At 71.2% G+C, this 11242-nt stretch carries 11 protein-coding genes; 5 read left to right on the top strand and 6 right to left on the bottom strand.

Annotated elements, in window-relative coordinates; all coding sequences use genetic code 11:
* Position 1: 1 nt before the first annotated feature.
* The 6 genes from AB0H86_RS14865 to AB0H86_RS14840 all read right to left on the bottom strand — a co-directional run bounded on the left by AB0H86_RS14865 (position 2) and on the right by AB0H86_RS14840 (position 7776).
* On the bottom strand, positions 2-766 hold the full coding sequence (locus AB0H86_RS14865; protein WP_362437225.1) for a polysaccharide deacetylase family protein: 765 nt from the start codon (positions 764-766) through the stop codon (positions 2-4).
* A complete protein-coding gene (locus tag AB0H86_RS14860; RefSeq protein ID WP_362437223.1) occupies positions 750-2585 on the bottom strand; it encodes a lipid II flippase MurJ in 1836 nt (611 codons plus the stop codon). Before AB0H86_RS14860 ends, AB0H86_RS14865 begins: the two co-directional genes overlap by 17 nt.
* Positions 2582-3937 (bottom strand): O-antigen ligase family protein, encoded by a 1356-nt coding sequence (locus AB0H86_RS14855; RefSeq protein ID WP_362437221.1) that lies wholly within the window; start codon positions 3935-3937, stop codon positions 2582-2584. The genes AB0H86_RS14860 and AB0H86_RS14855 overlap by 4 nt, the downstream gene beginning before the upstream one ends.
* A 5-nt stretch (positions 3938-3942) precedes the next feature.
* The gene (locus AB0H86_RS14850) at positions 3943-5298 is read right to left on the bottom strand and encodes an exopolysaccharide biosynthesis polyprenyl glycosylphosphotransferase (RefSeq protein WP_362437367.1); all 1356 of its coding nucleotides are present in this window, start codon (positions 5296-5298) and stop codon (positions 3943-3945) included.
* 101 nt (positions 5299-5399) lie between these two features.
* Positions 5400-6578: a glycosyltransferase gene (locus AB0H86_RS14845; protein ID WP_362437219.1), complete on the bottom strand. Its 1179-nt coding sequence runs from the start codon at positions 6576-6578 to the stop codon at positions 5400-5402.
* Positions 6579-6627: 49 nt separating this feature from the next.
* Positions 6628-7776 (bottom strand): DUF3344 domain-containing protein, encoded by a 1149-nt coding sequence (locus AB0H86_RS14840; protein ID WP_362437217.1) that lies wholly within the window; start codon positions 7774-7776, stop codon positions 6628-6630.
* A 407-nt stretch (positions 7777-8183) separates the two neighbouring features.
* Between AB0H86_RS14840 and AB0H86_RS14835 the strand changes: the two genes are divergently transcribed.
* From AB0H86_RS14835 to AB0H86_RS14815, 5 genes are all read left to right on the top strand, one after another.
* Positions 8184-8462 carry a hypothetical protein gene (locus AB0H86_RS14835; RefSeq protein WP_362437365.1) on the top strand — a complete coding sequence of 93 codons (279 nt, stop codon included), beginning with the start codon at positions 8184-8186 and terminating at the stop codon, positions 8460-8462.
* A 309-nt stretch (positions 8463-8771) separates the two neighbouring features.
* The gene (locus AB0H86_RS14830) at positions 8772-8933 is read left to right on the top strand and encodes a hypothetical protein (RefSeq protein WP_362437215.1); all 162 of its coding nucleotides are present in this window, start codon (positions 8772-8774) and stop codon (positions 8931-8933) included.
* A gap of 101 nt (positions 8934-9034) precedes the next feature.
* Positions 9035-9484, top strand: coding sequence for a tyrosinase family oxidase copper chaperone (locus AB0H86_RS14825; RefSeq protein WP_362437213.1), 450 nt, complete (start codon positions 9035-9037; stop codon positions 9482-9484).
* On the top strand, positions 9468-10334 hold the full coding sequence (locus AB0H86_RS14820; RefSeq protein WP_362437211.1) for a tyrosinase family protein: 867 nt from the start codon (positions 9468-9470) through the stop codon (positions 10332-10334). The genes AB0H86_RS14825 and AB0H86_RS14820 overlap by 17 nt, the downstream gene beginning before the upstream one ends.
* Before the next feature lie 579 nt (positions 10335-10913).
* On the top strand, positions 10914-11242 hold a 329-nt coding region (locus AB0H86_RS14815; RefSeq protein ID WP_362437209.1), incomplete at its 3' end, for a hypothetical protein.

Below are 11242 nucleotides of genomic sequence, written 5' to 3'. Positions count from 1 at the left end.
GTCACAGGCCCTCTACGGGGCGCCGGCGCAGTCGGTGCAGCTTGTGCTTGAGGTGCAGCCGCCAGGCTGTGTCGTTCTGGCCGATGTGCAGTCGGGGGAGGGCGTGCGGGCCGGTCAGGGGGCCGGGGTCGATGGCGCAGGCGTAGGTGTATCCGGCTTCGCGTACGGCGGCGACGGTGCGCTCGTCGACCGTGCCGTACGGGTAGCAGAAGCCGTCGACGGGCGCGCCGATGAGCTCCGCCAGCTGTGCCCTGCTGTCGGTGACCTCGGCCTTCAGGGTGACGTCGTCGGCCCGGGTGAGATCGACGTGAGTCAGCCCGTGCGAGCCGATCTCCACGCCTTCGGAGGCCGCGCTGCGGATGCCGTCCGCGGTCAGCAGCGGCTTGCGCGGGCCGAGCGGGTCCCAGGAGTTGACGCCGCCGAGCCGTCCGGGCAGGACGAAGAGGGTGGCACCGCAGTTCCATCGCCGCAGCGCCACAAGCGCGTGTTCGAGGAAGTCGGCGTATCCGTCGTCGAAGGTGAGACCGACCAGGTGCCGCCCCTCGCCCCGGGCGCGGGCGGCGAACAGCTCGCGCAGACAGACGCCGCGCAGCCCGCGCCGGCGCAGCCAGGCCAGCTGCCGGTCCAGCCGCTCGGGTGTGACCGTGATGCGGTACGGGTCGTCGGAGCAGTCGCCCACGGAGTGGTACATCGCCACCCATGGGACCGGTCCTGGCCGCACCGCGGGGCGACTGTCGGTACCGACGGATTCAACTGGAGCGACCATGCCTCAGCCTTCGTGTGACGGTGCGTACGGAATGAAGCGCGGACGTGCAGCCCTGGACATCCAGGGCCCGTCCGAGCACGAGAAAGACGGCGGCAACGGTCACGCAGCCGGCCGCGAGGCCCACCATCCGGGAATTGGGTCCGCTCGCGGCGAACGTCCCCGCCGCCGTCGCGATCCCCGCCGTCAGCACCAGCCTGCTCAGTTCGGACAGCGCCTGCCGGGTACGGATCGGGACCCCGCGCGAGCTGCCGAACAGTGCGGCTCTGCCACGCGTCTTCGGCCGACGGTGAGCCGCTCGATGGCGGCCCCGGCGGCGGCGCCCGCGGCACCTCGGCTGTCTCGGAGAGGCGCCCGTGCCCGGCCCTTCGGGCCTTCGCGCCCGGTGGACGTTCCTGACGCCGGCCTGCCCCTTCAGCTTGCCCGGAGTGCCGACGAGCAGCAGTGCGGCGGTGACGGTGATGCCGACGGCATTGGCGGCGGCGATCCCCGACACGCCCCAGGAGTTCACCGTCCCCGCCCCGATCCAGAAGGTCGCGCCGACGCCCGCGGCCATCGCGGCGGTCGGATACCAGGCAGGCCGCCCCGCCGAGAAGTACGAGCGGATCAGGACCCCCACCAGGGTCTGGCCGAGCAGCCCGAGGGCGTACACACGCATGACGTCCGAGGTCACCGCCGTGTCCTGTGCGGTGAACGCGCCCCGTTGGAAGAGGATCGCGATGATCTGCGGGGCGCAGGCGACCACCATGGCCGCGCCGACGAGCACCATGCAGGACGCCAACGCCAGGTCCCGCTCGACGCGGGCGCGGGCCCGTTCGGTGTCGCCGTCGGCGAGCGCCCGCGTCACCACCGGGAAGGTGACCGTGCACAGCATCAGCGAGAGCGTCATCGGGATCTGGGCCACCTTCTGCGCGTAGTTGAGGTACGAGATGGCCCCGGCGGGAAGCGTGGAGGCGAGGAAGCGTTCGATCAGGACCTGGGACTGGCGGCACATGGCGAAGAGCAGAACGGCACTGATCAGGGCGAGGTTCTTCGGGGGCGCCTCGACCGCGACCCCGCTGGAGGCGCACGGGTGACTTCTCAACTGCCGCCACAGGGCCGGTAGTTGAACCGCCACCATCAGGCAGCCGCCCACCGCTACGCCGATCGCCGCCGATCGCACGCCCCAGTCCCCGCCGAGCAGGAACATCGTGGCGATGATGCCGGCGTTGTATGCCACGTAGATCGCGGCGGGCGGCAGGAAGCGGCGGTGTGCCCGCAGGGCCGCACTGCAGTACCCGGCGAGCCCGAAACTCAGGACGCAGGTCGCCGTCAGCCGGGTGCAGTCGGCGGCGAGGCGGGGATCGGGCAGGCCGGGTGCCAGCGCCTCGACCAACCAGGGTGCCACGCCGACGACGAGAGCGGACACGGCGACGAAGCAGAGGGACAGGCGGGGCAGGGTGCCGGCGACCAGCGAGCGCACCGGGTCGCCGGAGGCACCCTGAGCGCGCCGGCCCAGGGCGAAGCTGAACGCCGGGATCAGCGCGATGGCCAGCCCGTCCTCGATGAGCAGCGTGGCGGCGAACTCCGGCACGGTCCACGCCACCAGAAAGGCGTCCGTCTCGCTGCCCGCCCCGAAGAGCTGGGCCAGCGTCTGGTCCCGCACCAGCCCGAGCAGCGACCCGGCGACCGACAGCGACGCCGTGATCAGGGTGGCCTTGGCGAGGAACTTCCGGGTGTGCGCGGTGAGGTCGGTGCCGTCCAACGCCTGCGCTGCGGCCCGCGCCGGGGGTACGGCCGCCGTGTCGGTCCCACGCCCCGGAGCTCGCGGCGTCACGGTCATCGCGCCACGGCCTTCTCCGCGCTGTCGCCCACCGGAACCGGCGTCACGGCCTCCGGCTCGCCGCTCCCGGCCAGCGCCCACCACGCCACCAGCCCGAAGCACACGGCGGTCAGCACGGTGGAGGGGCCGCCGATGTCGGCGTACACGAAGTCGGTGAGCTTCCAGACCAGCAACCCGCAGGCGACGAGCGCGCAGTCGAGGCCGCGCGCCCCCGGCCCGCGTGCCCGCACCAACGCCCGCAGCCCGCACACCAGCAGGGCCAGCCAGCTCCCGACGAGGGCCAGCGACCCGATCAGGCCCTGCTCGCTCAGCACCAGCAAGTACATGTTGTGCGGCGACAGCAGGGGCTGCCTTCGGTACCCGGCCCCCGCGCCCTCCGTGTCGCTGAACGACGACAGCGCCGGCGAGGCGTACCCGTCCCGGTATTCGGGGAAGCCCTTCAGCCCGACGCCGGTGAGCGGGTGTTCGCGCCACATGTCGGTCGCGGCCGCCCACATCGTGTAACGGTCGACGACGGACTGGTCGGGGGCGTCGGCGACCTGCCCGATGCTGCCGATCCGCTCCTGGAGCATTGCCGTGCCGACCCCGAGGCCGCCCACCAGCACCATGCCCGCGGCAACCGCGACCGCGGCCACCTTGAGCGCGCGTCGCAGCCCGGCCAGCACCAGCTGCGCCGCGCACGTCACGGCCGTCGCGATCCACGCGCCCCGGCTGAAGGACAGCGCCAGCGGCAGCAGCAGCGCCAGCGCGCACACCGCGGCGACAACCCGCTGCCGTACGGAGGTCCGCCCCAGTGCGAGGCCCAGCGCGCACACCAGGCCGATGCCGACCACCGTCGCCATGCCCATCACGTCCTGCGCCCCGAACGTGCCGACCGCCCGGATCGGCTCGCCCTGATAGGAGGCGCCGGTCCGGGTGACGTACTGGTGCACCCCGACGGCCCCCTGCAAGAACGCGATCCCCACGAACGTCCAGGTCAGCAGCCGGAAGTCGCCCCGGTCGCGGATCAGCAGCATGACCGCCGCCGGGACGAGCACGAAGATCTGCAGATACCGGCCCATTCCGGCGATCCCCGCTCCGGGCGAGTACGCCCCCGTGGCGGCGAGGGCCAGCCCGACGACCGGCAGGCCCAGCACCACGGCGGCCGTACGCGACAAGGCCCGCCGCCGGTCCCGTACGAGGCGGATCGCGCAGTACAGCACCACGAGCCCGGAGGCCGCGTCGGCGGGGCCCGGGCCGGCGTCGCCGCTCGGGGACAGCGGCAGCGCCAGCAGGGTGAGCACGGCCACCACGGGCAGGACCGGCGTCCGGAGGGCGCCCCGGCGCGCGAGCGACGTCAGTGCGAGGCTCACCGCTCTCAGCTCCCCGTCGGGCGCACGAACGTGGCCGCGGTGCGCAACAGGATGCACACGTCCTGCCACAACGACCAGTTGTCGATGTAGGCGTTGTCGAAGCGGCAGCGATCCTCGATGGACGTGTCGCCGCGCAGCCCATGGATCTGGGCCAGGCCGGTGATGCCGGCCCGCAGGCGGTGACGGGCCGCGTAGCCGGGGTGGGTCCGGCTGAACTGCCCGACAAAATACGGGCGTTCGGGCCGCGGTCCGACCAGGCTCATGTCGCCCCGGAGCACGTTCCACAGCTGGAGCAGTTCGTCGAGCGACGTGCGCCGCAGCAGGCGGCAGAACCCGCGCATCTCGTGTTCGTTCGCCACGCTCCACCGGGTCGCCGCCTCGTGCTCGTCGACCGGGCGGTGCGTGCGGAACTTCAGCAGGGTGAAGGGTTTTCCGCCCTGGCCGATGCGCTCCTGCCGGAACACCACCCCCGGCCCGTCGCTGATCCGCAGCACCACCGCGCAGACCAGCAACAGGGGACTGACCAGCAGCAGCAGCGTCCCCGACACAAGGACATCGAGCGTCCGCTTGCCCACGTCGCCGCGGCGCGTCGGGGACATCTCCAGGCGTCGGCAGGGGAATCCGGCCAGCCGCTCCCGCGTCGCGTACGACGGAGATTCCGCGTCGAGCTCCCACACCACACAGCCCCGCTCGGCCAGCGCGCGCAGCAACGGTCCCTGTTGGGTTCGCACCGAGGGGTGGACGGCCAGCACCGCCCGCACCCCGTTCTGCACGACCGCCCGCTGGACCTCCGCACCGGTCGTCAGCACCGGCAGGCCCTCGGCGCCGTCCTGCCGTTCGGCCACGATCCCCACCGGCCGCACTCCGCATCGCGGATGGCGCAGCACGGCGGCGGCCACGCGTTGCGCGGTCGCCGCGGGACCGATGACGAGCGCCGCGTGCGGATGCCGCAGCAGCTCCGCGTGCCACCTCGCGTGCACGGTGCCGCGCAGCACGCAGCTCGCCGCCGCCTGCACCGCGAAGCCCACCAGCAGGGCACGGACGGACAGCGCGTGGTCCGGCCGGTACGCCGCAACGAGCGTCGCGAGCGCCAGCCAGACCACCGCGGTCCGGCCGCAGACGGCGGGCAGTTCGTCCAGGACCCCCGGCGGCGACGGGCGCGTGCGGTGCGGACGCAGCAAAAGCGACGCGGCCACCAGGAAGGCCGCCGGGAGCGGAAGGAACTGAGTCCCGGTCAGTGTCACGGCGCCGAGCACGGCTGCCGTGCCGTCCGCGACGAGCAAGGGCATCGGCGAGGCCGGCCGGGCGGGCGGCCTGCGGACGTTGCACCGTAAACCCGGGGCGGCGCCGCGAGGCGGCATGACCGCGACGGGCGAGAATCCGTGATGCCGGGTCTCATGCCGGGTCTCCCGGGTCTCGTGCCGGGTCTCTGTGCCGGGGGAGGAGAGGGCGCTTTCCGCGGTCACGAGTGGATGGACTCCCTATCTGGGGGCACGACACCTGGTGCGGGCCGCAGGCTGATCAGGTCGCGGTAGACGTCCGCGACCGCCTCGGCGGTGTGCCGCACGTCGTGCGAGGACATGACGTACCGGCGCCCCTGGTGGCCGAGCGACTCACGCAGCCGTGCGTCGAGCAGTAGTTCGGTGACGGCCCTGGCCAGCGCCGCCGGGTTCTCGGGCGGGACCAGGCAGCGGGCGGCGAGCATGGGCGGCAGGCTCTCGCGGGCACCGTCGACGTCGGTGACCACCACGGGCTGCCCGCAGGCCATCGCTTCCAGCGGGGCCAGCGCCATGCCCTCCCAACGGGACGGCAGCACGACGAGATCGGCCGCCTGGTACCAGGGGACGGTGTCGGCGACGCCTCCGACGAACAGCACGGACCGCGGCGCGCGCGCCCGCAGCCGGTCGTGGTCCGGCCCGTCGCCGACCAGGACGAGACGCGCGCCGGGCACGTGGCGGGCGACCGTACTCCACGCCGTCAGCAGGACGTCCTGCCCCTTCTGCCGGCACAGCCGTCCCACGCAGACGACGAGCGGCGCGCCGGGATCGACCTCGCGTAACGGGCTCAGTCCGGCCCGTACGGTGCCGGCCGGGGCGGGGTGAAAGCGCCGCAGGTCGACGCCGTTGGGGATGACACTCCACCGTCCACTGATCCCGGCGCGTACGCCGGTCGTGCGCTCCGCCTCGCTCACGCACACCGTGCGGGAGGCCCAACGTCCCCCCCACCGCTCCCACGCCAGCGCGAGCGCCGAGGTGGCCCCGCCGACGGCCTCGAAGGACCAGGCGTGAGGCTGGAACACGGTGGGGATGCGCCCCCGCACGGCGAGCCGCCCGGCGAGCCCGGCCTTCGCGCTGTGCGCGTGCACCAGATGGGGGCGCACGTCATCGATCACCCGTACGAGGTGTCGTACCTCCCGCACGAGCGAAGGACCCGGTGACCGCGTCGCGTGCCAGTGCCGTACGTCCGCGCCCAGCGGCCGGAGTTTGGTGGTGAGCGCTCCGTCGGGGCAGACCACCGTGACGGCCAGACCGGCCGCGAGTTGCACCCGCACCAGGTCCGTCACGACGCGGGCGACCCCGCCGTTCACGGGCTGGGTGAGGTGCAGGACGCGCGATCGAGAGTCGGACGGTGACGGATGCATGTGCGATGTCCTCGGCTCACGTTGGCACTTGGAACGGGGGGAACACGCCTCACTGCTGGGCGTCGACGGCGACGAAGAGCACGCCGGTCCAAGCCGCGTCCCGCTGCGCAACGACCTTGAAGGCCAGATGGTCACCGCCCTGCCGCAAGCCCGGCTTGAGGTCGAAGACATCGGAGTCGTAGCCGAGGGTGCCGGAGTACGCCGGCACCCGCTGCGGCTGGACCGCACCGGGCTGGCTGATCGTGGAGTTCAGGACGTCGTCGCGGGGATTGCCCGGGTTGGTGAGGGCGGTGACCGTGGTGCGGCGGGCCGGAGCGGCGGAGCGTGCGCGGGTGGTGGTGAGGGTGAGGCTGTCGCCCGTCGCGCCGCGGTCACCGTCGTACGTCACCAGGCCCGCACGGCCGCCCGCACCCTTCGGGAAAGGCAGCCCGCGCAGCCGGATCTCCTGCCCCGCGCCGGACTTCAGCGCGTCGAAACCGTCCCAGACGGCGAGGTGCCGCAGCCGCTGCGCAGAGTTCTCGTACGCCACCACCAGCGTCCAGCCACCCCACGCGCCGGCCCTCGACTGGCCCTTGGCCACGTTGACCTGCGCCACGGTGTACAGACCCGGTCCGCTCTCCCGAACCAGCTTCGTGACGTTCGCCGAGGCCTGGAAGGCGTCCGCGCCACGCGCCACGCGGTGGCCGACGACCGTGTCCGCGAGGACCTCCCGGTACTCCCCGCCCGGTTCGGCGACCAGCACCCGCCCGTTGTCCTTGGGCGGCTTCTGCTCGCCGACCCGCAGGTTGCCGCCCCAGTACAGCCGTGCGTAGCTGACCGTTGAGCCCTTGGGCAGACGGACCTCCGCGCGGGAAGAGTTGTAGGTGTTCGGGTCCTTGTCGACATCGACGTAGGTCATGTCGAAGGCGCCATTCACTCCGGCCTTGCCCTCGCGCGCGGCCGGGCAGGAGCGCGCCGTCGACGGCCAGGATCCGCGGACCGCCTGTGGCATACGGCAGGTGATGGAGACGTTGGCCGCGCGGACGATGCCGCCGTGCTGGAGCGCGTGGTACCGCTGGGCGAATGGGACACGGCCCGCCTCTGGCGACGGCGGTGCGGCGGGCGCGGCCGCCAGGGCACCGGTGGGAGCCCAGATACCGGCGAGGGCGAGGGCGCCCACTGTCGCACGGCGTACCAGGAGGGTCAGGGAATTACGCATGACGGCGTTGCCCTTTCGGGAAAGGTTGCGGTGTCTGAGGGGGCTGCACGAAGGCGAGTTACGCGCGGAATGGGCGCGTCGAGAGGTGCGCGCGCCACTCTAGCTACACCCGGTGGCAATCATGTTAAGCCTGTCAAGTGTGTCGGATTGGTGAGGTCGGACTTTTCCGAAATCGTTTTATAGGCAGAGGTCACTTCCGGTGATGTCCCGGCCTGCGGTGCAGGCGTAATGACCGTTCCCTTTCTGTCCTTTCTCGTCCCGCGTCAGCGACTTTCAGGGAGGTTTCAGGGATCTCATATGAGGACTCGGCATCTTCCGCACGCAGGGTTTCCGGACCGGTCGGCGCTCGTTGTGCACAGCGTCAGAAATTCTCTCCGGTGACTCACCTTGCCGAAGAAAGGAACACCATGAAGTCTCTGAAGGCTGCCGCTGTCCTTACCGGGTCCCTGGTTCTTGCCGGTGCCGCGCCAGCGTTCGCCCTCAGTGCGACCGACGTGGCGCACGAGAGCCTCAACGACGCGGTGACCACCCTGAACAACGGGCCTGTCAACGTGACGCCGCTCCAGTCGTCGGATGTGCTCGACGTCAAGGAGAAGAAGGAGTCGCTGCGGAAGGCGGTCAATCGCTCGGCCACCGCCCTGAGCAACGGCACCCCGCTGGTGGGTGGCCTGCCGCTGCAGAGCTGACAACTACCCCGGACGCGATGCCCGCGGCTTCCTGATTCCCGGCGCTTCTGGCATTTCCCGGTGGTACTTGGCAGAGGGCCGACCCCGCCCGGTGCGGAGTCGGCCCTCTGCGGTGTCGGAGATCTCCGCCCGGATTACCCATGCTCGCCCGCACCGGTCCCACCCGGCGCCGGGAGCCGGGACGATCACGGGTGGTCAGCTGTTCCACCGCCGCCGGAACCCCTCGTTCGTGTGGTTATTTCGACGCGAGTGGTCCGTTCGGGTGAGAGAAATTCCGAATGTGTAGCGGAACGTCTGTAGGTTGCCGCGGTGACCTCAACCACCAGCGAAACGTGCTCTTTGCGAGCCGACGACCCGGGCACGCTCGTCGTCCCGGCATCGAGCGGCGAAGCTCTCGGCGAGAAGCTGTTGAGCTACAACGTCCTGACGGTCGGTGACGCCTTTGTCGGTCCGGTCCCGGGGAAGCCGTGACCGGACCGGTGCACAGTGCGGCAGACTCCGCGAGTTCCGCGACTCACTCCGCGGGTTCCCCGGCCGACTCAACAAGGGCCGACTCAACGAAGGCCGACTCCATGAGGGCCGACTCCGGCTCCCCGAGGCGGAGGCTGCTCCTGCGGGGGCTGTTCGCGTCGGCGGCCGGTGTGGCGCTCGCGCCGATCCTGGCCGCCCTGGGCTCGCAGGAAGAGGCGGGGTTCGATGAGACGTATCGCGGACGGCGCATCGTCGGCGTCAGAGACGAAGCGCCGCGGCCTGGGGACGACGTCTCAGGCGTGTGGCACGTCACCGTGGACAACCGGCCACTGCACCTGATGCGTCGTGTGGACGGCAGTTGGATGACCATGATCGACCACTACGAGTCATATCCGACACCGCTCGCCGCGGCGCGCGCGGCTGTGGACGAACTCGGCCCCACCGCACGGTTGGGCGTGTGGGACGGAAGCGGCGGCCGTATGGACCACGGCGGTACGCCGAGCGGCGGCCAGGGAGCACAGGGGGGCCATCGCCATGGTGTACACACGTAAGGACGTCAGCAAGCTGACCCCCTCCGAGCGGCGCCGGTTCGTCGCCGCGCTCATCGAGGTCAAACGACGCGGTGAGTACGACGAGTTCGTGCGCATGCACATCAAGTACTACGTGCCCGACGGTGAGGGCGGCGTGCGCGCGGCCCACATGACACCCTCTTTCCTGCCCTGGCACCGCAGGTTGCTGCTGGGCATGGAGCGGGCGCTGCGCCGCGTGGACGAGTCGGTGACCCTGCCGTACTGGGACTGGACGCGCGACCGCACCTCGACGGCCGTACCGTGGACCGATGACCTGCTCGGCGGCACCGGGCGGAGTTCCGACCGCCAGGTCATGACCGGCCCCTTCGCCTACCAACACGGCCAGTGGACCATCAAAGAGAGCTTCACCGACGCTGAGTACCTCATGCGCGACCTGGGCCGCTCCCGAGACCCCATCGTCCTGCCCACGCCCGGTGATCTGGAGACAGCCCTCGCGGAGCCGGTCTACGACACGGCCCCCTGGAACTCCGTGTCCACCAAAGGGTTCCGCAACAAGCTGGAGGGGTGGGGGCACGGGCGCGGCGCCGTGTCGTGGCGCAACCACAACCGGGTCCACCGATGGGTCGGTGGCCACATGGCGGGCGGCGCCTCCGTCAACGACCCTGTCTTCTGGATGCACCATGCCTTCGTCGACCTCGTGTGGTCCCGCTGGCAGCGGCGGCATCGAGACGCCCGCTATCTCCCCGCGAAGCCTCCCGGCCAGGGAGACCCCCAGCGCGGCCGGATCATCGCGCGGCACGAGAAGATGCCGCCGTGGGGCGTGACACCGGCGGAGCTGGAGGACCACAGCTCCATCTACCGGTACGCCTAGCCCTGAGACCAGGTACCGGGTGGGCCGGTACCTGGAGCGTTACGTGTACAGGTGAAGCCCCTGGCGGTCGTGTACCGCCGGGGGCTTCTGGGCTGTGGGCGCCGGTTGGTCCGCCGTAGCCGCCCGAACCGTGCCGGCGCCTCCGACAGGACTCGTACCTGCGGCGAAGCGCTCAGGAGGTGCCAGGGCCGGGCCTTGGCGATGTGCTCACCTGCGCAAACGCAGGTCCCTCGGGAACGAAAATCCACCGTGGCCTGGCTCGCCGGCCTCGCTGTCCCCGCCGTCGCTACGAGCGGCAGGCGATCCACTTCCCGGCCTTCACCAGCACCGCCCGCACTCTCATCTGCTACCGCGGACTCACCCAATGAGATGGCCTCCCAGCAGGCAGCGCGCCCGATGCGGACTTCACGACGCGGCCACTGTCATGTCACGAACGTGTCCTGAGCAAGATCAAGAGGCAACTGGGGCAACCACACCGACACTCTGACAGGACAGAAAGCCACACAGGCGCACAGTCGCCCAGCTCACCCGCCCGCTCCCCACGAGCGACAGCCCCACACGCAGAGGACAGACACCAGCATGCGCACTCGGAAGATCTCGGTACTGACCATGACCGCAGTGGCCCTCGGCCTGGCGCTGACGGCATGCAACAACGACGGCGCCGGCAACGCGTCCTCTTCCGCGAGCAGCTCATCGGCGGCGGCCGCGAGCACCCCGCAGTCCGACACCGCGGAGGGCAAGTCGTCGGGCACGCCCGCCAAGTCCGACACGAAGTGCACGGACCAGCTCGACTATGCGGGCGACTCGCGTTCCAACGCCGTGATCAACTCCATCGGTGAGGACACGGGTACGTGTCCGCCGGTGCAGAAGTCGCCGTCCGACACGAAGTGCACGGATCAGCTGGACTA

The organism is Streptomyces sp. NPDC050997 (assembly GCF_040660135.1).
Taxonomy (GTDB): domain Bacteria; phylum Actinomycetota; class Actinomycetes; order Streptomycetales; family Streptomycetaceae; genus Streptomyces.
This window is presented reverse-complemented; position numbering and strand designations above follow the sequence as displayed.

Bases quoted from the DNA above. Each gene is read 5' to 3' on its own strand.
- AB0H86_RS14840 (WP_362437217.1), bottom strand. From the start codon at position 7,776: ATGCGTAATTCCCTGACCCTCCTGGTACGCCGTGCGACAGTGGGCGCC.
- AB0H86_RS14820 (WP_362437211.1), top strand. From the start codon at position 9,468: ATGGTGTACACACGTAAGGACGTCAGCAAGCTGACCCCCTCCGAGCGG.
- AB0H86_RS14825 (WP_362437213.1), top strand. From the start codon at position 9,035: ATGAGGGCCGACTCCGGCTCCCCGAGGCGGAGGCTGCTCCTGCGGGGG.
- AB0H86_RS14860 (WP_362437223.1), bottom strand. From the start codon at position 2,585: ATGACCGTGACGCCGCGAGCTCCGGGGCGTGGGACCGACACGGCGGCC.
- AB0H86_RS14850 (WP_362437367.1), bottom strand. From the start codon at position 5,298: ATGCCGCCTCGCGGCGCCGCCCCGGGTTTACGGTGCAACGTCCGCAGG.
- AB0H86_RS14865 (WP_362437225.1), bottom strand. From the start codon at position 766: ATGGTCGCTCCAGTTGAATCCGTCGGTACCGACAGTCGCCCCGCGGTG.
- AB0H86_RS14835 (WP_362437365.1), top strand. From the start codon at position 8,184: ATGAAGTCTCTGAAGGCTGCCGCTGTCCTTACCGGGTCCCTGGTTCTT.
- AB0H86_RS14845 (WP_362437219.1), bottom strand. From the start codon at position 6,578: ATGCATCCGTCACCGTCCGACTCTCGATCGCGCGTCCTGCACCTCACC.